The organism is Bacillus sp. cl96 (genome assembly GCF_900100505.1).
GTDB lineage: Bacteria > Bacillota > Bacilli > Bacillales > Bacillaceae_G > Bacillus_A > Bacillus_A cereus.
Genome location: NZ_FNDM01000001.1, coordinates 735,418 through 754,241, shown reverse-complemented (window position 1 = coordinate 754,241; position 18,824 = coordinate 735,418). Strand labels below are relative to the sequence as shown.

Below are 18,824 nucleotides of genomic sequence, written 5' to 3'. Positions count from 1 at the left end.
GGAGGGTAAATGATGAGACCGGTAGTAGTAAAAGAAAAACAATTAAATGAGTCACAAATACATGCTGTAGAAGATGAAGTTAGACAAGCGAAAACGATGGATCGTGATATCGTAACACATGCGATGAAGCAATCCGTTGCGAAATTGAATCCGAAAGTCATGATAAAGAATCCGATTATGTTCGTTGTGGAAATTGGATTTATCATTACGTTCATTTTATCTTTTCTTCCAAGCAGTTCTAGTAGTATACCAGGATGGTTTAATATAACAGTTTCTCTCATTCTATTATTTACAGTTTTATTTGCGAATTTTGCAGAAGCATTAGCAGAAGGTCGTGGTAAAGCGCAAGCCGATTCTTTAAAGCAGTCGAAGAAAGATGTGTTTGCAAATGTAGTAAAAGAAAATGGAGACATCGTCCAAGTTTCAGCAACTGATCTTAGAAAAGGTGACGTTGTTATCGTAAAACAAGGAGAAATGATTCCAAGTGATGGCGAAGTAATCAAAGGATTAGCATCTGTAGATGAATCTGCAATTACAGGTGAATCAGCTCCTGTTATAAAAGAAGCAGGCGGTGATTTTTGTTCCGTAACAGGTGGAACGATGGTCGTAAGTGATGAAATTACAATTGTCATTACGAGTAATCCTGGTGAATCATTTATCGATAAAATGATTTCTTTAGTGGAAGGAGCTGCTCGTCAAAAAACGCCGAATGAGATTGCTTTAAATACAGTATTAACGAGCTTAACTCTTATTTTCTTAATCGTCGTTGTGACGTTGCCGATTTTTACAAATTATTTAGGTTTTCAAATTGATACTGCTGTACTTGTAGCGTTGTTAGTATGTTTAATTCCAACGACAATTGGTGGTTTGCTATCAGCGATTGGTATTGCGGGGATGGATCGGGTGACAAAATTTAACGTGCTAGCGATGTCAGGGAAAGCAGTAGAAGCTGCGGGCGATATTAATACAATTATTTTAGATAAAACAGGTACAATTACTTTTGGGAACCGAATGGCTCATACATTATTGCCTGTAGGAAATGAAACGATTGAGCAAGTTGGAAAGTGGGCCGCTATTAGTTCTGTTTTAGATGAAACACCAGAAGGTCGATCTGTTATCGAGTATGTGCAGGGAAAATCTATATCATATAATAGAGAACTTGCAGAACAAGGTGAGTTTGTTCCGTTTAAAGCAGAAACGAGAATGAGTGGTGTTGATTTACAAGACGGAACGAAAGTGAGAAAAGGTGCTGTAGGTGCCGTTATTGAATGGGTTGAGTCACAAGGCGGAACAATTCCGAAAGATGTAAATCAAAAAGCAGACTTAATTTCAAAAGAGGGCGGAACACCACTTGTAGTTGCAGTAGATAATCGTATTTACGGTTTAATTTATTTAAAGGATACAGTAAAACCGGGTATGCGTGAGCGTTTTGAACAGTTACGCCAAATGGGGATTAAAACGGTTATGTGTACAGGTGATAATCCGTTAACAGCAGCAACCATTGCAAAAGAAGCTGGAGTAGATGAATTCGTTGCCGAGTGTAAACCGGAAGATAAAATTGCTGTCATTAAAGCAGAGCAAGATAAAGGGAAACTTGTAGCGATGACAGGTGATGGTACAAATGATGCTCCAGCATTAGCACAGGCGGACGTTGGATTAGCGATGAACAGTGGTACGACAGCAGCGAAAGAAGCGGCAAACATGATTGATCTAGACTCGAATCCAACGAAAATTATTGAGGTTGTAGGAATCGGTAAGCAATTGTTAATGACGCGAGGTGCTTTAACGACGTTTAGTATTGCGAATGATATAGCAAAATATTTTGCCATCATTCCAGCAATGTTTACACTTGCGATTCCGCAAATGGAGGCATTGAACATTATGAAATTAACATCACCACTGTCAGCGATTTTATCAGCATTAATATTTAACGCTGTTATTATTCCATTACTCATTCCGTTAGCGATGAAAGGTATTGCATATAAACCGATGAGTTCTAATGCATTGCTTAGCCGAAACTTACTTATTTATGGGCTTGGCGGAGTTATCGTTCCGTTCATTGGAATTAAAGTAATTGATATAATTGTCGGCTTGTTCATATAAGGAAGAGGGGAAAAAGATGGAGAAGAAACAAAGTATACTATCACCAATTATCCGTATTACTTTTACATTTCTAGTGTTGTGCGGACTTGTATACCCGCTTATTGTTACTGGTATTGCACAAGCCGTGATGAAGGATAATGCGGATGGAAGTCTAATATATAATGATAAAAATGAAGTGATTGGTTCTAAATTAATCGGGCAAAACTTCACGGATCCACGTTATTTTCAAGGGCGTGTTTCTAGTATTGAATATAAGGCTGAAGCATCTGGTTCAAATAACTATGCACCATCTAATCCAGATTTAGAGAAACGAGTAGAGAAAAGTATTGAAGAGTGGAAGAAACAAAATCCGAGCGTTCCAGTTACAGAAGTACCGATTGATTTAGTGACAAATTCAGGTTCAGGGCTTGATCCTGATATTAGTCCGAAGGCAGCTTCTGTGCAGGTGGATCGCATATCGAAATTAACGAATATTCCGAAAGAAAAACTTAATCAATTGATTAAAGATCAAACAGAAGGTGCTGCGCTTGGTTTATTTGGAGAGACCCGCGTAAACGTCTTAAAGCTAAATTTGGCATTACAGGAATTAATGAAATAGTAACAGTGCTACCTCAATCTAACGGATTGAGGTAGCGTTGTTTCGAATGAAAGGTAGTGTTTATTTTGTATGCAGATGATTATGAACCGAAGTTTCAAAGGCGAACGCCAGAGGAATATTTAGAATATATTCGTCAGCAAAATCGCGGAAAGTTAAAGTTATATGTAGGAGCAGCTCCAGGCGTAGGAAAAAGTTATAAAATGCTCTTTGATGCAAGGGAAATGAAAAAAGATGGAATTGATATTGTAATTGGTTTAATTGAAACGCATGGAAGAAAAGAGACGGCAGAAGCAATTGCTGATTTAGAAAAAGTTCCTTTGAAAGAAATACAGTATAAAGGAAAGGTATTTTATGAGCTTGATGTGGAAGGAATAAAAAAACGCGCGCCGCAAGTAGTCGTAGTGGATGAACTTGCGCATAGTAATGTTCCTGGTTCTAAGCATAAAAAACGTTATATGGATGTGCAGGAATTGTTAGAGGCTGGTATATCGGTATTATCAGCTTTTAATATTCAACATTTAGAAAGTGTTCATGATATTGTAGCTCAAATTACGAATGTAAAAGTAAGAGAACGAGTTCCAGATTTTATTTTACAAAAAGCAAATGAAATTCAGCTCGTTGATGCAACACCGGAAGTACTTCGGAAGAGGTTAATAGACGGAAAGATATATAAAGAAGAAAAAATTCAGCAAAGCTTACAAAATTTCTTTACGCTTAATAATTTAGGAGCACTTAGGGAATTATCGCTTCGTGAAGTCGCTGACGATATGGACGAAAAGATTAGTCAAACAGTGATAGAACCAATCGGAGTGAAAGAAAAAATTCTCGTTTGTGTACAATACAGTTCAACAGCGGAGAAATTAATAAGACGGGGATGGCGCATGGCTGATCGGTTAAACGCTGAATTGTACGTATTAAACGTTGAGAGGGAAAATATAGATTCTATTTCAGCTGGAAAAAAGCAGACGATTGAAGAGTGGAAGTTGCTAACGAATCAATTTGATGCAAGTTTTGTATTAGAAGAAGCAAAGGGAAGAAAGCCAGCAGATGTTATTATTGAAGTGGCAAAAAGATTACAGGTGACGCAAATTTTACTTGGACAATCGGCTAGAACAAGGTGGGAAGAAATACGAAAAGGCTCTATTGTAAATGAAATTATGAGACAAACAAAGTATATTGATATTCATATTGTTGCGGATCAAAGAGGGTAAAATAGAGCCGACATTTTTTGGGGCTCTATTTTAATTTTTGTACAGCATGAAGGCTTAGCATTTTCATTGTATATAAGATTACAAGTAAAAACATAATTGCGCCTAGGAAGAAAATCCAAAAGTAATTTTGGTTAAATAAAAGAAATCCACCTATAAGTGGCCCTGTGCCCATACCAAGATAGCGGATGAAGTTGTACATACCGATAGCTGTTGCGCGTTCTTGTACGAATTCTTCTGTTAATAAAGTAGTGTGAGTTGGCATAGAAAGTCCCATACTAAAACCGTACAAAGATGTAACGATAATAATGAATGGGATATTGATGCTATATGTGAAAGAGAATAAAACGACACATATAATATTGAAGAAACTCGTAATAAATAAAGCTTGCTTTGTTGTGAGTCGTTTTTGCAAAAACTTGTAGCAAAAACTTCCTAGCATGATAGAAAGAGACATTGGTACAAACATAAGACCAATTTTATTTACAGTTAAATGAAATGAATTTGTTAAAATACTCGGTAAAAAAACGAGAAAGCAAAAGTAAATACAAAATTGAATGAAGCCAATAAGAGTAATAGAAAATCCAGTTTTATTTTTTAAGATAAGAGAGTAATTCTTTTGTGCTTTAGATTGTTTAATTATATTTGGCTTTGTTTCTGGGAGTAGTGAAATGTTTATAATTAATAAGATAATGCCAAGTGTAGATAAAAAGAGAAATACAGATAAGTGACCATTTATACTGCCAAGATAACCACCTATGAGAGGAGCCATTGCAGGTGCGAGGGCAAGTAACATTTGGTATAGGCTCATCGCTTCTCCGCGTTCTTTTCCTTCAAATAAATCGCCGATAATCGTTGCTGAAACTACAGGTATAGCCGCTATTCCTATAGCTTGAACAGCTCTAAAAAAGAGAAATAAATAAATGTTTGCCGAAAAAGCACATCCGATTGAACCAATTGTACTAATGACTAAACTAGGGATAAGGACAGATTTTCTCCCTTTTGTATCAATTAAAGGTCCATATACGAGCTGCATAATTGCAAGAACGAATGTGAAAAGTGAAACTGTTACATTTACAAGATAAAGAGAAGTGTGAAAAGAATTTTGAATCATCGGTAAGATAGGTGTGTAAATATTTTGAGCGAAGGAACCGAGTAAGGCACTAATACAGACAACATATAAAATGAAAGTTAGTTTAGATTTTTTCATCTTGTTAACCTCCTTGTGATTTAGTTTCATCGGAAACTAAAATTATTTTAACATGATTTTCTTACTTGTAAAGATGAAAAAATGGTTTTAAAATGGTATATAGTTAAATTGTTTCTTTGGAAACTTAGGAGGCGAACGGATTGAAGCATGCAACGAAGCAAATGGAAATACTGTCGGACATTCGTACACTTTTGCATAAAAAAGAAGAACATTTAAAACGACAAAATGAGAAGTTTCTTCGTGAGACAGGCGTAAGTAGTATGTCTTTATCTGAGTTACATGTAATCGAATGTATCGGAAAAAATGGTTTGATGAATGTAACGGCAATTACGACAGAAATGGGCATGACGAAGGGAGCAATCTCTAAAATTTGTACAAAGTTGTTTCAAAAGCAATTCGTTGAGAAGATGCAAATGTTAGATAATCAAAAAGAAATCTTCTTCAGCTTAACGGAGAGTGGGAATGAAATATATAAAGCTCATGAAAAATTGCATAAGCAAGCTGAAGAAAAGTGGTTGTTACTTTTAGATGGATATACGAAAGAAGAGCAAGACTTTATTCAAAGGTTTATAAAGGATGTCTCCGGTCATTTGGAAATATAATTGGAAGAAAAAACTCCTTTTTCTCAAGTCTTTTAAATATAATTTCTGAAAGAACTCATATATAATAGAAAAAGATACTTAACATGGTGAATAATTAAAGAGTCAATATATATAGAGGAGAGAGTAACATGCTTGAAAATACGGGGTTAGTATTAGAAGGCGGCGGTATGCGTGGTGTATACACGGGCGGGATATTAGAATACTTTATGGAACAAGATTTATATTTTCCATATGTAATCGGTGTATCAGCTGGTGCTTGTCATGCAGCGTCGTATCTTTCCAGACAAAGAAATAGAAATAAAACGGTCAATATTGATTATGCATCACATCCGAAATATTTATCGTATAAAAACTTATGGAGAAAACGTCAGCTATTTGATATGGATTTCATTTTCCACGAAATCCCAGAAAAGCATGTGCCGTTTGATTTTGAAACATACTTTAATAGCCCGGAACGTTTCCTTGTAGGAACGACGGATTGTGAAACAGGGCAATCAGTTTATTTTGAAAAAGAAGGCACGAATGATGATGCGCTAAATTTATTACAAGCGTCTAGTTCATTGCCTTTCATTGCACCAGTAGTAAATTATCGTGGCAAGCAACTGTTAGATGGCGGGATTTCTGATCCAATTCCAGTTCGTAAAGCACAGGAAGATGGATTTAAAAAATCAGTCGTAATTTTAACGAGAAATCATGGTTACGCAAAGAAAAAATCAAGATTTGGGTGGATTGCTGCGAAAGCTTATAAAAAATATCCGAACCTTGTGAACACGATGCTAAATCGTTATGAAGTGTATAATGAAACACTTCACTATATTGAAAAAGAAGAACAAGCTGGCAATTTATTTGTTATTCGCCCAGAAGTGCCGCTTCAAGTAGATCGTATGGAAAAAGATACAGCAAAACTACAAAATTTATACGAGCAAGGCTATGAAGATGCAAAGAGGCAATTTGCAGATTTGCAGGCGTTCTTGCAAAAATAATAATTAGGCTGTGGAGATGGAGTTCTCTGCAGTCTTTTTATATTGCTTTTAAAAAAGGAAAATAGAGCATCGAATTTCGATGCTCTACTTTTTATGTATAAAAAAATCCCTCTTTATGAGAGATTTTAATGTGGTAAGAATATCAATTGATAAGCAAACAAAATTCCAAATACATATACAAGTGGGTGAACAGCACGGAATTTACCTTTTGCCACTTTCATAAGTGGGTATGAAATAAATCCAAGTGCGATACCTGTTGCGATACTTGATGTAAGTGGCATGCTTAAGATTACTAAGAATGCTGGGAATGCTTCATCAAATGCGTCCCAATCGATGTGGCGAACTGAACCCATCATAAGACTACCAACGATAATTAATGATGGTGCAGTAATAGCTGATACACCAGAAACAGCACTTACTAATGGGCCGAAGAATGCTGCTAGTGCGAATAGAACCGCTACTGTAACAGTTGTTAAACCAGTACGACCACCAGCTGCAACACCAGCAGATGATTCAATGTAAGCTGTTGATGGTGTCGTTCCGAACATAGAACCAATAGTTGCTGAGAATGAGTCAGATAGAAGAGCTCGTCCTGCTTTTGGAAGCTTTCCGTCTTTCATAAATCCACCTTGTTGTGCAACGCCAAGTAATGTACCTGTTGTATCGAATAGTGTAACAAGGAAGAATGAGAATACAACGCCGTATAATCCGTAGTTAATTACGTCAGATACAGCAGTAATTGGATTTGAAACGATAATTCCTTCTGGTAAACCAGGCATTGATGTAACACCGTTTGAGAATGATAATTGTCCCGTGAAGAAAGCGATAATACCAGTTAATAGCATCCCGATAAATAGTGCGCCATTTACATTTAAAGACATAAGGACAATTGTAATTCCAAGTCCAGCTAATGCTAGTAGTACTGGAGCAGAGTGAAGATCACCAAGTCCAACTAAGTTTGCATCATTTTTTGTAACGATACCTGTTAAACGTAAACCGATAAAGGCGATAAATAGCCCGATACCAGCAGTAATTGCATGTTTTAAGTTTTCAGGAATTGCTTCCATTAATTTTGTACGGAAAGATGTAAATGATAGCAAAATTAAAATCATACCTGCTACGAATACAGCAGAGAATGCAATTGCGAAAGTCATGCCTTCATGCGCTTTTACAACAGAGTAAGAGAAGTAAGCATTTAATCCCATACCTGGCGCGATTGCGATTGGTAAGTTTGTAAAGATTGCCATAAATAATGTTCCGACAACAGCAGCGATAATTGTTGCTGTAAATGCTTGTTCAAATGGAACACCTGCATCTCCAAGGATAACAGGGTTTACGACAATGATATATGCCATTGTTAAGAAGGTAATAATACCTGCCATAATTTCAGTTTTAATAGAAGTTTTATGTTTTGAAAGGTTAAACATATAAACATCCTTTCTGTTTACGAATAATTTTCACAACAGTTATATATAATATTCGTTTTTTATCTATTTTGCAATAGTTTTGCATAAAAAGTTTATAACAATTCATATTTTGTGTCTTAAATTCGAATATTAATCGTAAAACGATGTGTGAATTTCAGCTTTTTATTGTGCACATGCTAAGGAAAAGGAGTTGAAAGCAGCTATGCCACAGCAAAAAAACTTTATAACAATGCCTGCGCAACATCAAAATAAGCAGCCAGGTATTGAATCATTAATGAGCCCCCTTCCGCAGTTTGAAGATGCAAACTATAAAGGAAGTGAAAAGTTAAAAGGGAAGAATGTGTTAATTACGGGAGGAGATAGCGGAATTGGACGAGCAGTTTCCATCGCTTTTGCAAAAGAGGGAGCAAATGTTGCGATTGCTTATTTAGATGAGGAAGAAGATGCAAATGAGACGAAACAACGTGTTGAAAAAGAAGGTGTAAAGTGTGTATTGTTGCCGGGGGATTTGAGTAATGAACAGCATTGTAAAGATATTGTGGAAGAGACCGCCCGGCAGTTAGGTAGTTTAAATATTTTAGTGAATAACGTTGCACAGCAATATCCGCAGCAAGGGCTAGAGTATATTACAGCAGAACAGCTAGAAAAAACATTTCGTATTAATATTTTTTCTTATTTTCACGTTACGAAAGCAGCCCTTTCTCATTTGAAGAAAGGGGATGTCATTATAAATACGGCATCTATCGTTGCATATGAAGGAAATGAAACGTTAATTGATTATTCCGCAACGAAAGGAGCAATCGTAGCTTTTACAAGATCACTTTCTCAATCGTTAGTGCAAAAAGGGATTCGGGTAAATGGTGTTGCACCAGGCCCGATTTGGACACCGCTTATTCCATCGAGCTTTGATGAGAAGAAAGTCTCTCAGTTTGGGAGCAATGTCCCGATGCAACGGCCTGGTCAACCATATGAATTAGCGCCGGCATACGTATACTTGGCATCTGGTGATTCATCCTATGTTACTGGGCAAATGATACATGTAAATGGGGGCGTTATTGTAAATGGATAGTTTTCATTTATAAGAGCAAAGTAATGTTAATTCCACTTATTATAGGGAGCGCTAGGGGGGATATAGCTGAAAAAGTTATGTTTCATCATACTATTATTTTTCATCCTACCGGTTAGTGCTTTTGCTAATACAGATCATTTAATATTAGTAAATCTTACGACGAACCAGTTGTCTTTTTTTGAAAATGGAAATTACACAAAAACATTTCCAGTAACGACTGGAAGAGATCGTACACCTACGCCTGAAGGTAATTTTTGTATTATAACTAAATTTAAAAATAAAGAATACCATCGAAAAAAAATACCTGGGGGTGCACCGAATAACCCTCTTGGTACGAGGTGGCTTGGACTAGATAAGAATGAATATGCAATTCACGGGACGAACCGGGAATGGACGATTGGAAGTAGGGAATCAAATGGCTGTATTCGTATGCATGACAGGGATATACAATGGTTATATGACCGAGTACAATTACAAACAAAAGTAATCATTTCTCGTTTTCATACGAGCCCCGAATATGAAGCAAATAAACTTGGTTATCGCGTTGTGAGCTGGAATGGTCGAAAAATAGAAAAAGAACAAATTGGAGTACTTACGTTAGTAGACCGCGCGGATATATATTGGCAAGAACCAAATGGACAGTTAACGAAAGTGAAAACGGTATTGCCAAATGAAAGATATCCAGTGTACTCAAAACGAAAAGATGGAATATATTATATAGGAAACAATTCGTATATTATAGATGAAACAGGAGAGAAAGTTCGTTACGAGCAAATTCCTTCTTCGATTTTAAGTAATATATATAAACGGAAATACAATGTTCCGTAATGGCTACCGTATTATAGACGGTAGCTTATTTATACTTGGAGTTTAACTGCAACTATTGTATTTTGCTGAATATAATACAGTACAGATAGGGGGCGGTTATATTATGAAAAGTGAATTTGCGTTTAAAGTTTTCTTAGTAACGACCTGTTTATTTATCGTGTATTTATATGCGTTTCTCGTCTTTTCTTTTTATGTTCCATATGTTGATTTAATATTATTCTTCGGATTTATTTGGGCGTTTGTGAAAGCGAGGGAAGGAGAGAAGAGTATATATCGGCGCATTACCCTATGCGGGACGGCCGTTCTCGTTATTTTGTACTTTTTTATTATGCATGATTTTTGGAGAGGAATGTAAAAAAAGCATACGATTAATCGTATGCTTTTATATCTGTTAATGATGGAAGAGAGGCAATTGCACCGTAATTTGTACATGTGATAGCGCCTACTTTATTTGCAAAGGAGATAAATGCTGTTAAGTCTTTGAAATGATACGAAAGTGTATGTTCACTTTGGGCAATCTGATATAACATTGCTCCAACGAAAGCGTCACCAGCACCAGTTGTATCGACTTGTTGAATGGAAATAGAAGAGACAATAGTTTGACCTTCATTTGTCGCAAGAAGGGTACCGTCTTTTCCAAGTGTAATAGCTACTACTTTTGCGCCATAATTTAATAATTTGAGTGCAGCTTGTTGTAAATCACTCTCTTTAGAGAGCATAGTAGCTTCCTCTTGACTTACTTTTACGAAGTGTGCATGTTTTATAAAGGTTAGACAATCTTGAGAGAATTGTTCTGTATTTGTAATGAGTGCACTTCGATAATTTGGATCAAAAGAAATAAAATGCCCTTTATCTTTCGCATATTGTAACAACTGAAAATACGTTTCTTTTAATGGGCTTGATAGTAAAGCTGTCGCTGAACCGAAATGTATTAAATCATTCGTTTGTATTTTTGATAAATCAATGCTATTGAATTGATATTCACCATCTGCACCACGCATAAAAGTAAAATCACGTTCGCCATCTTGATCGATGGATACGAATGCAAGTGTTGTTTGTTTATCTTTTATGAGCATGGATGTATCGACTTGCGCACGCTGTAAAGTTTGTTCAAGAAACTCACCAAATGGGTCGTTTCCTACTTGCCCCATAAATGTAGCGTGTCCACCTAATTTTGTAATCGCAGCAGCAACGTTAGCGGGTGCTCCACCAGCTTTTTTTTCGAAATCTGAACCGTTTACTAAAGAAACATTAGTATTTCGGCACACAAAATCAATTAATAGTTCACCTATACAAAAGACATTTCTCATACAATCCCTCTTTTCAGCTTATATTGTGTGATGGTAAAGTTTAGTTTTGCATCTGAAAAGATTGCGATATGATGTTTCATGTCTTTTCGAGGAAAAACTCGGGACGTAAAGACTGTTGAACCATCGTATAAGAAAATTTCCACGATGCTTTTATCTACAAATATTTGTAGTTCTATCGTATCTTGAATATCGATTTTTTTACAGCGTTCAAATCCATATTCTCCGCCAAATTGATGGTAGAAGTTGCCCCTGTCTATAGAAATAGTACCTTGTTCCCGATTAAATGTAATGGGGAAACATTCCTCCTCATTGTGGAAGAGAGAAAGACCAAACCGTTTTGCATCTTCTGTTTTAAGTGTAACAATTAATTCATAGGAGTCTTCATCATCAAGCGTTGATAATACATTTAATCCGGCTGTTATATCTCCTGAAATGTCTTTTTTTGTTGTTCGTAGTTTTGTTAATTCTGAAACTGGTTTTTGTTTTAAGATGTTATCTTCTAATGTTAATTCACGTGGAAGTGTTAGGCAATGAGCCCACATATAATCATCAGAAGGATATGTGATTTCACTTGATCCTGCCCAAGCAAACAATAGGCGACGACTAGTAGAGTCTTCTAAAGTTTGAGGGGCATAAAAATCGAACCCTTTATCAGCTTCGTAATAGGAATCAACATGGAAATATAAATTTTTAATATCGAAATGGCCTATAGCATAAACGACATTGTATACATTGTGAAAGTTTTCTCCGTCTTTTTCAATTCCTTGCGGTGAAAAGAGAAGTACATCTTTCCCTGATAATTGGAAGTAATCGGGGCATTCCCACATAAATCCGAATTCTTTTAAGTTTGTTGTAATCTCGCCTTGGAAATGCCAATTGTATAGGTCTTGTGATTTGTATAGTAATAGAGTTCCTGTTTTATTTTCACGTTGGGCCCCGAGTAACATATAGTACATATCATTATGTTTCCAGACTTTTGGATCACGTACATGTTTTGTATATCCGTCAGGAATTATATCAATAACAGGATTATTACTATATTTCGTCATCGTATATTGTGAATCCATTGTTGCCATACATTGTTTTGCATCACGGGAATCATCAGGCTTTTTTATATTCCCTGTATAAAGTAGATGAAGAAGGCCATCTTTTACGATAGCACTACCAGAATATGCACCGTGTGATTCATAGCTTTCAGTAGGGATGATGGCTACAGGCATACGCTCCCAGTTAATAAGGTCTTTTGACCTCACATGCCCCCAATGCTTCATTCCATGAATGGGACCAAATGGATACCACTGATAAAAAACGTGATATTCATCATTGTAGTATGATACACCGTTAGGATCATTCATTAATCCAAATGGTGGGTGGATATGATAAATTGGTTTCCATGAATCTTGGTTTGCAATTTCATATAAAGAATGTAATTCGTCTTTATTAGATTGCAGTATTGTTTTATATTTTGACATAGGTTTTCACCCCGTTATTATTTACTTTCTTTATATAAAATGAATGTGGCAACAAAAGCAGTGATAACTGCAATAGCGAAACCAATTATATAGTGAATCATGTTCATCATGCCAAGAGGTGCAACAATTGTAAGCATCGGAATACCTGTTAAACCGTATGCATTAGCCGCTACTTGCATCCAAACAACGTAAGCGCCTCCAATTGCGCCGCCAATAGCTGCTGCAATAAATGGTTTACCAAGTTTTAAATTGACACCAAAAATAGCTGGTTCTGTAATTCCTAAAAATGCTGAAGCTGCTGCTGGAATTGCAATTTCTTTCGTTTTTTTGTTTTTGGTTTTGAAATAGACAGCTAAAGTAGCACCGCCCTGTGCAACGTTCGCCATTGACCAAATAGGGAGTAAGAAATTGACACCGATATCTTTATTTGCGAGTAAGCCCGCTTCAATAGCGTGGAAGCTATGATGTAAGCCAGTAAGAACAATTGTTGAATACAACCCACCGAATATAAGTCCAGCTACTGGCCCTGCAAATTGATAAATTGTATTTAAAAGGTACGTAATGCCGTCACCGATTTTATATCCAATTGGTCCGATAATAATAAGTGATAAAAAGCCAGTTATAATAATTGTTAAGAATGGTGTAACTAATAAATCTAAAGAGTTCGGAACACGTTTTCGAAGTTCTTTTTCAATTGTACTCATAACATATACACATAATAAAATAGGTAAAACAGTACCTTGATAGCCAATCATATCAATATCCATACCAAGGAAATGTAAAACTGTGGGTTTTGCATTTGAAAGAGTCCAAGGATTTGTTAAGCTTGGGTGAGTTAATATACCACCAACAACTGCACCTAAGAAAATGTTTCCACCAAATTCTTTAGCGGCACTAACTCCAATTAAAATGGGTAAAATGATGAAAGCTGCACTTGAGAACATATCAAGTAATTGGATAAGTGAGTGATCTCCAGGAACTAATTTAAACGCTTTCAACATTCCGAGTAGACCCATAAGTAAACCGCTTGCAACGATAGCTGGAATAATTGGAACAAAAATATTAGATAGTGTCTTTGCTAGGCGGGCGATAGGATTCATTTTTTTCTTAGGTATATCGTTTGATGTTGTAGAATCTAGTTCGGCTATTCCAATTAGTTTTGAGAATTCATCATATACTTTGTTTACTATGCCAGTTCCAAAAATAATTTGATATTGCTCGGTCGTTGCAAAAGCACCTTTTACTCCATCGATGTTTTCGATTTCTGCAGCGTTTATTTTCGTATCATCCTTTAATATAAGACGAAGGCGAGTCGCACAATGTGTGGCACGAACAATGTTTTCCTTTCCACCAATATTCTGTATTACTTGAGTTGCAATTTGTTTCATATCCATAAAAATTCCCCCTTACTATAAATTCTCTTTTATGGAACCGGTTCCGCAATAAGTTAAAATAAAAAACAGGGAAATGATGTTGAAAATCCTGTTTTTAAAATGTGGAACCGGTTTTAATTTTATTATAGAGCGCCTTTATATTTTGTCAACGCTTTCTTGGATTTTTAATGTATAACGGGAGTGTAATATTTTTGGTATAGTTTTGTTTTCAACAAGCTGTGAAAGAGAAGTGGCAGCAAGCTTTCCAGCATACTCATAGTCAAACGCAATTGTCGTTAAACTAGGGTGTACCATTTCTGAAATATCATATCCACCGAATCCTGTTACAGAAATATCACCTGGTACAGAAAGAGAGTGGGAGTGAATGACTTTCATTGCGCCAAGAGCGATGTTATCTGTAGCACATACGATAAGAGTTGGGCAATTATTATCTAAAATATGTTGTACTTGTTTCATGGCATCTTCTATGCGGAAAGTTGTTTCGTAATATGAAACGTTGCAAGTCGGTTCTAAATTTTCAATTGCTTTTTGAAAACCATTTTTTCGATTTATTCCAACAGAAATATCATCTTTTTCTATCCCTAAATAGGCAATATGTCGATGGCCTTGCGATAAAACGTATGCCCCTAACTCATAAGCTGCATCATAATCATCGTGAACGAGGCAATATTGATCTTTATATTCTTGCCCGACGAATAAAATAGGGATGTTTGAATTAGCCATAATTTTTTGATGTTCATTCGTCAATGTTTTTGTTAATAAAATAATGCCAGCTACCTTTTGTTTTATAAAGTTTTCAATTGCTTGTATTTCAGTTCCGGTTGTTTGATTTGCATTTGCTACAAGCATTTGATAGTTATTTTCCTGTAATGTTTTATCGATCCCGATAAGTGTTTTCATTGTAGCGAAGGAGTCTAATCGGGGGATGATGACACCAATTAAATTTGTTGTTTTTGCTTTTAAACTTTGAGCAAATGTATTGGGAGAGAAATTTGTTTCTTGAATAATACCTTCGATTTTAAGTTTTGTTTTATCACTTACATATCCGCCGTTTAAGTAACGAGAGACTGTGCTTTTTGCAACTCCAGCCAATTTGGCGATATCTGCAATTGTTTTAGCCATAGTATTTCACCTTCGTATTCATAAAAATGTTAACTTTATTATAGGGAGAATTAGAGATGACGTAAACAAGAAGAGGGAAAGAAAAGACCACCTCACGTATATGAGGTGGAATAATTGTTAATATCTAGGCTTAAATGTATGACAACAAGTCTCTACACTCGTTGCTACAGAACTTTCTAGCGTCTCGTTTGTTAAAACAGCAGCTGTATATGAATCATTTTCAGTTTGACCAGTTTCATCTGCATCAGGCTGAACGATGATCGCACTTGCTTGACAAAAGTTACCTTGTCCCCAAAAAGAACAGTTGGAAACAGAACATCTTACTTCTGGCATAAAACCCCCTCCTTATACATTAGTGTGGGATTTTACGCCCATTTCATGTGTAGAAGGAGTTTCCTTTTCTAATTACTTTTTCGTTTGTTCAAGCCATTCTTTTAATTTGTCTTTCGGCTGTTCACCGCTAATACGACTCACTTCTTTGCCATCTTTAAAATGAATGATTGTTGGTGTACCTTGAATTTTATATTCATCCCAAGGAGCATCTAATTTTTCAATATCCATAACTTTCATATCAACGTTCAAGTCTTTAGCCATTGGCACTACGACAGGAGATAATTTTTGGCAATGAACGCAAGATGTTTGATAAAAGTATACTGTTTCTTCTTTTTTCTCTTTTAAGTTCTTTTGAAGATCTGAAAGAGAAATTTTATTTGTGTAGTAGTCAGGACCATCTGTTTGACTACCAGTAGCATTATCAATTTTTTGGCTAGTTGAAGCGTTTTTTTCTTCCATTTGTGTTACAGCGAAAATTGCCGCAAACAAGGCGATAATAATACCACCAAATATAAGCATTTTTTTCATTCTTTCATCTCCTTATTTGTTTTTGATGACAATAAAGCTACAAACAGCGATTGTAATAAAGCCGATAAGTGCTAAAAACGGGATTGTCACAAAACCGAACCAGTTTATGTATTCTCCCGTACATGGTACACGTCCACAAGCTGCCCCAGCAGCTGAAAATGCTGCGACTTTTTGAATTGCATAGTGATATAAAGAAATACAAGCACCAATAGTTGCGATTGGTAAAGAATAACTTGCAATGCGATAATCTTTCTTTGCTACAGCGATACCAAGCCATAAAACGAATGGATACATAAAAATACGTTGATACCAACAAAGAACACAAGGCTCAAATTTCATGATTTCGGAAAAGTACAGACTTCCTAGTGTAGCGATAAAAGAAGCTCCCCATGCGGTAAGTAAAGCATATTCTTGCTTTTTTTCTCGTCCCATATTTTATACCTCTCTTATAATAGTTACATACTAAATTATAGTATGAAGTAGTATGGAAAAGAAAGAAAAAATATGTTTATCAATAAAAGTTTTATAAGGAGAAACTTTTATTGATATAAACATTTTAAAAAAGCGCCATTCTCCGGAAGAGAATAGCGCTATATTTTACATTTGAATTTGTTCTACTTCTTCTACATGCGACTTTTGGGATGCGTGGTCAATATATTGAAATAGGAGCTGCAATTGTTTATCAACTTCTGGAAGTTCTTTACTGTATTGATAAGCGTGTAAAAAATGCTCAATACGTTTAGAAAATAATTGATCGTTCGTTTGAACCATGAGAACGAGTAATTTATCCCAATTACAGCAATACGTGTAATAGAGAGCTTTATCATAGTCGTTATATGTTTGCACTGTGTACCCTCCTTACCGAGAGTTATATATAGTGTGTGATAAGTAAGGGGAAATACACTTGAAAGAATTTGTTAAGAAAAAAAGTGAATGAAAAGAAAAAACGAGGAGTTTCCTCGTTTTTTAAGCTTTTGGCATTGGCGTAGGTGTTGGTTTGCCATAGCCTTCTTTGTATTTATTATCGATATAGTTACGAATTTCAAGCGTTGATTTTCCTTTTTGTTTCATGGAAGCAGATTCAACTGCGATTTCTAGGCAATTGACGCAAGTCGTTGCATGGGAGTCCCAAACAACTTCACCATTCTTTTTAATTTCACGAATAAAGCAGTTTTTATTATTTTTATGTCCTACACTTTCACCGCAACCACAATAGCATGGAATCCAATCTAATAGTTCTGCATTTTGTCCAGCGACAGTGTAGATATCTTTCATTTGTGGATCAAGCTTGTCTAGGAAGGTAGGAAGTGTGTCGACTCCTTTTGTTTTCTCTTGAATGTCAGCTTGCTGAGTGTGCGATGCGTGGTCATGTTCTTCTTTTTTTGATTCAGAAGATTTTTGGTCATTTGTACTAGTACTTCCGCATCCAGCAAGAATTAAGCTTAGTACTGCAAGTAAAGAAAATACATACTTTTTCATTCGCTTGTCCCCTTTATAAATGTATTAATCAAATTGTATCAGACTAAGGGACACCTAGGGAGAAGTTTTTTTTGAACGATTTTTGAAGTACCATCTTAGTGAATGAAACAAAAATAAAATTGGGATATAAGCGTATACAATATATAAACCCGCTTGAGATAGTACGGTATTTAATGTGTTGATACTTTCACGGTTTGTGAAAAGTAGAGAAGCTGAAAATATGATGAAAATAAAAAACGGTAATGTAAATTTAAATGAAATATGAAAGGAACGCTTCATCGTTTGACATGATGACCAAATGGTTAAGCAGAGGTTTGGTAAAATAATTAAAAACCAAACGAAAATAATAATATATTCAAAGCGCTGGATAAAAGGAACTTTAATTATTTTTAACATCGTTAAAGTAGGCCAAATAGTACGGTTTAATTGTCCCTCGCTGTAATACATAAAAGATACGATAGCTAAAACTACATAAATTAAGGTGCTAAAAGCAATTCCAGCATGGGCCCATCGCTTTAAAGATTTTCCTTTTTCAATAAAGGGATAAAAGATAAGAATTGTTTCAAACCCCAGAAATTCCAATGCGGATTGTTTTGCAGATATAAGCATGTCAAAAGGTGAATGTGTAAAAATAGGTAAAATATTACGAAAATGAGCATATTTCATTGGATAGATTAAAAAGAATACAACGAAAATAGGAAGAACAATACCCCAAAAACATATCCCTGTCACAGAACGGAAGCCACCTTTTATAATGTAGTAAGTGACTAATAAAAACATAAGCGTAAGTTTCCATAACTTAATGGTAGGGAAAATCCAAACTTGTATCACTTCCATATACGTACGAAGAACCGTAAGGCAAAATAATAAGCAATAAAGAGTGAAAATTACAGAAAATATAGAGCCAACCCATTTTCCAAAGGTTGTTGTATGAATGCTAATTAAATCTCCGTCTTTTTCAAGCATTTTTAACATACAAAACAGCACAATATGAGTTGCAATTCCCGCAATAATAAGAGAAATCCAGGCATCATAACCAGCGTTTTTTAAAATTACACGTTGATATCCGAGAATTCCTATACCAATCTGGAGAGAATGCAATAAAATAAATGCAAAATATGGAGAGACTGTCTTTGTTTTATTCATTGTATTCATTGC

General features: G+C 35.6%; 20 protein-coding genes. 8 read left to right on the top strand and 12 right to left on the bottom strand.

The window, feature by feature from the left end; genetic code table 11:
- Nucleotides 1–12 precede the first annotated feature (12 nt).
- The 3 genes from kdpB to kdpDN are packed head-to-tail and all read left to right on the top strand — an operon-like array spanning nt 13 to nt 3,912.
- Nucleotides 13–2,103: a potassium-transporting ATPase subunit KdpB gene (gene kdpB, locus BLT20_RS04165; RefSeq protein WP_001248003.1), complete on the top strand. Its 2,091-nt coding sequence runs from the start codon at nt 13–15 to the stop codon at nt 2,101–2,103.
- A 16-nt stretch (nt 2,104–2,119) separates the two neighbouring features.
- On the top strand, nt 2,120–2,701 hold the full coding sequence (gene kdpC, locus BLT20_RS04160; protein ID WP_000412608.1) for a K(+)-transporting ATPase subunit C: 582 nt from the start codon (nt 2,120–2,122) through the stop codon (nt 2,699–2,701).
- Nucleotides 2,702–2,757: 56 nt separating this feature from the next.
- A complete protein-coding gene (kdpDN, locus tag BLT20_RS04155; protein WP_002025336.1) occupies nt 2,758–3,912 on the top strand; it encodes a KdpD-like non-kinase potassium sensor in 1,155 nt (384 codons plus the stop codon).
- A 25-nt stretch (nt 3,913–3,937) separates the two neighbouring features.
- Here kdpDN and BLT20_RS04150 read toward each other — a convergent pair whose 3' ends face one another.
- Nucleotides 3,938–5,119 (bottom strand): MFS transporter, encoded by a 1,182-nt coding sequence (locus BLT20_RS04150; RefSeq protein WP_000748728.1) that lies wholly within the window; start codon nt 5,117–5,119, stop codon nt 3,938–3,940.
- 140 nt (nt 5,120–5,259) lie between these two features.
- Between BLT20_RS04150 and BLT20_RS04145 the strand changes: the two genes are divergently transcribed.
- Both BLT20_RS04145 and BLT20_RS04140 read left to right on the top strand, forming a co-directional pair.
- The gene (locus BLT20_RS04145) at nt 5,260–5,721 is read left to right on the top strand and encodes a MarR family transcriptional regulator (protein ID WP_000679681.1); all 462 of its coding nucleotides are present in this window, start codon (nt 5,260–5,262) and stop codon (nt 5,719–5,721) included.
- A gap of 128 nt (nt 5,722–5,849) precedes the next feature.
- Nucleotides 5,850–6,704: a patatin-like phospholipase family protein gene (locus tag BLT20_RS04140; protein WP_000892679.1), complete on the top strand. Its 855-nt coding sequence runs from the start codon at nt 5,850–5,852 to the stop codon at nt 6,702–6,704.
- Nucleotides 6,705–6,829: 125 nt separating this feature from the next.
- Here BLT20_RS04140 and BLT20_RS04135 read toward each other — a convergent pair whose 3' ends face one another.
- On the bottom strand, nt 6,830–8,131 hold the full coding sequence (locus tag BLT20_RS04135; RefSeq protein WP_000482713.1) for an NCS2 family permease: 1,302 nt from the start codon (nt 8,129–8,131) through the stop codon (nt 6,830–6,832).
- Between the two features lie 202 nt (nt 8,132–8,333).
- Here BLT20_RS04135 and BLT20_RS04130 point away from each other — a divergent pair, with 202 nt between their 5' ends.
- From BLT20_RS04130 to BLT20_RS04120, 3 genes are all read left to right on the top strand, one after another.
- On the top strand, nt 8,334–9,200 hold the full coding sequence (locus BLT20_RS04130) for an SDR family oxidoreductase (protein ID WP_001136261.1): 867 nt from the start codon (nt 8,334–8,336) through the stop codon (nt 9,198–9,200).
- 66 nt (nt 9,201–9,266) lie between these two features.
- Complete coding sequence (locus tag BLT20_RS04125; protein ID WP_025921749.1) at nt 9,267–10,028, top strand: L,D-transpeptidase; 762 nt, start codon at nt 9,267–9,269, stop codon at nt 10,026–10,028.
- A gap of 103 nt (nt 10,029–10,131) precedes the next feature.
- The gene (locus tag BLT20_RS04120) at nt 10,132–10,383 is read left to right on the top strand and encodes a hypothetical protein (protein ID WP_000834195.1); all 252 of its coding nucleotides are present in this window, start codon (nt 10,132–10,134) and stop codon (nt 10,381–10,383) included.
- A gap of 13 nt (nt 10,384–10,396) precedes the next feature.
- Here the strand turns inward: BLT20_RS04120 and BLT20_RS04115 are convergent, their stop codons facing one another.
- The 10 genes from BLT20_RS04115 to BLT20_RS04070 all read right to left on the bottom strand — a co-directional run bounded on the left by BLT20_RS04115 (nt 10,397) and on the right by BLT20_RS04070 (nt 18,821).
- Nucleotides 10,397–11,338 (bottom strand): carbohydrate kinase family protein, encoded by a 942-nt coding sequence (locus BLT20_RS04115; protein WP_001246640.1) that lies wholly within the window; start codon nt 11,336–11,338, stop codon nt 10,397–10,399.
- Entirely contained in the window at nt 11,335–12,810 is a 1,476-nt protein-coding gene (gene scrB / locus BLT20_RS04110; RefSeq protein ID WP_000049750.1) for a beta-fructofuranosidase, read from the bottom strand. Before scrB ends, BLT20_RS04115 begins: the two co-directional genes overlap by 4 nt.
- A gap of 17 nt (nt 12,811–12,827) precedes the next feature.
- Entirely contained in the window at nt 12,828–14,204 is a 1,377-nt protein-coding gene (locus BLT20_RS04105; RefSeq protein WP_000367320.1) for a sucrose-specific PTS transporter subunit IIBC, read from the bottom strand.
- Between the two features lie 135 nt (nt 14,205–14,339).
- The gene (locus BLT20_RS04100) at nt 14,340–15,326 is read right to left on the bottom strand and encodes a LacI family DNA-binding transcriptional regulator (protein ID WP_001140401.1); all 987 of its coding nucleotides are present in this window, start codon (nt 15,324–15,326) and stop codon (nt 14,340–14,342) included.
- A 117-nt stretch (nt 15,327–15,443) separates the two neighbouring features.
- Nucleotides 15,444–15,659 (bottom strand): DUF1540 domain-containing protein, encoded by a 216-nt coding sequence (locus BLT20_RS04095; RefSeq protein WP_001115482.1) that lies wholly within the window; start codon nt 15,657–15,659, stop codon nt 15,444–15,446.
- Nucleotides 15,660–15,731: 72 nt separating this feature from the next.
- Entirely contained in the window at nt 15,732–16,187 is a 456-nt protein-coding gene (locus BLT20_RS04090) for a thioredoxin family protein (protein WP_000738435.1), read from the bottom strand.
- Between the two features lie 12 nt (nt 16,188–16,199).
- The gene (locus BLT20_RS04085; RefSeq protein ID WP_000532265.1) at nt 16,200–16,619 is read right to left on the bottom strand and encodes a disulfide formation protein C; all 420 of its coding nucleotides are present in this window, start codon (nt 16,617–16,619) and stop codon (nt 16,200–16,202) included.
- A 165-nt stretch (nt 16,620–16,784) separates the two neighbouring features.
- On the bottom strand, nt 16,785–17,033 hold the full coding sequence (locus tag BLT20_RS04080) for a YhdB family protein (protein ID WP_001195459.1): 249 nt from the start codon (nt 17,031–17,033) through the stop codon (nt 16,785–16,787).
- A gap of 120 nt (nt 17,034–17,153) precedes the next feature.
- Complete coding sequence (locus BLT20_RS04075; protein WP_000761036.1) at nt 17,154–17,666, bottom strand: PCYCGC domain-containing protein; 513 nt, start codon at nt 17,664–17,666, stop codon at nt 17,154–17,156.
- Nucleotides 17,667–17,720: 54 nt separating this feature from the next.
- Entirely contained in the window at nt 17,721–18,821 is a 1,101-nt protein-coding gene (locus BLT20_RS04070; RefSeq protein WP_001095038.1) for a GerAB/ArcD/ProY family transporter, read from the bottom strand.
- Between the last annotated feature and the right edge of the window lie 3 nt (nt 18,822–18,824).

Excerpts from the sequence above, each read along its gene's own strand:
- BLT20_RS04095 (WP_001115482.1), bottom strand. The coding sequence starts at position 15,659 with ATGCCAGAAGTAAGATGTTCTGTTTCCAACTGTTCTTTTTGGGGACAA.
- BLT20_RS04140 (WP_000892679.1), top strand. The coding sequence starts at position 5,850 with ATGCTTGAAAATACGGGGTTAGTATTAGAAGGCGGCGGTATGCGTGGT.
- BLT20_RS04120 (WP_000834195.1), top strand. The coding sequence starts at position 10,132 with ATGAAAAGTGAATTTGCGTTTAAAGTTTTCTTAGTAACGACCTGTTTA.
- kdpC (WP_000412608.1), top strand. The coding sequence starts at position 2,120 with ATGGAGAAGAAACAAAGTATACTATCACCAATTATCCGTATTACTTTT.
- BLT20_RS04105 (WP_000367320.1), bottom strand. The coding sequence starts at position 14,204 with ATGGATATGAAACAAATTGCAACTCAAGTAATACAGAATATTGGTGGA.
- BLT20_RS04130 (WP_001136261.1), top strand. The coding sequence starts at position 8,334 with ATGCCACAGCAAAAAAACTTTATAACAATGCCTGCGCAACATCAAAAT.
- BLT20_RS04115 (WP_001246640.1), bottom strand. The coding sequence starts at position 11,338 with ATGAGAAATGTCTTTTGTATAGGTGAACTATTAATTGATTTTGTGTGC.
- BLT20_RS04100 (WP_001140401.1), bottom strand. The coding sequence starts at position 15,326 with ATGGCTAAAACAATTGCAGATATCGCCAAATTGGCTGGAGTTGCAAAA.
- BLT20_RS04075 (WP_000761036.1), bottom strand. The coding sequence starts at position 17,666 with ATGAAAAAGTATGTATTTTCTTTACTTGCAGTACTAAGCTTAATTCTT.
- BLT20_RS04070 (WP_001095038.1), bottom strand. The coding sequence starts at position 18,821 with ATGAATACAATGAATAAAACAAAGACAGTCTCTCCATATTTTGCATTT.
- BLT20_RS04135 (WP_000482713.1), bottom strand. The coding sequence starts at position 8,131 with ATGTTTAACCTTTCAAAACATAAAACTTCTATTAAAACTGAAATTATG.
- BLT20_RS04090 (WP_000738435.1), bottom strand. The coding sequence starts at position 16,187 with ATGAAAAAAATGCTTATATTTGGTGGTATTATTATCGCCTTGTTTGCG.
- BLT20_RS04150 (WP_000748728.1), bottom strand. The coding sequence starts at position 5,119 with ATGAAAAAATCTAAACTAACTTTCATTTTATATGTTGTCTGTATTAGT.
- BLT20_RS04085 (WP_000532265.1), bottom strand. The coding sequence starts at position 16,619 with ATGGGACGAGAAAAAAAGCAAGAATATGCTTTACTTACCGCATGGGGA.
- kdpB (WP_001248003.1), top strand. The coding sequence starts at position 13 with ATGAGACCGGTAGTAGTAAAAGAAAAACAATTAAATGAGTCACAAATA.
- scrB (WP_000049750.1), bottom strand. The coding sequence starts at position 12,810 with ATGTCAAAATATAAAACAATACTGCAATCTAATAAAGACGAATTACAT.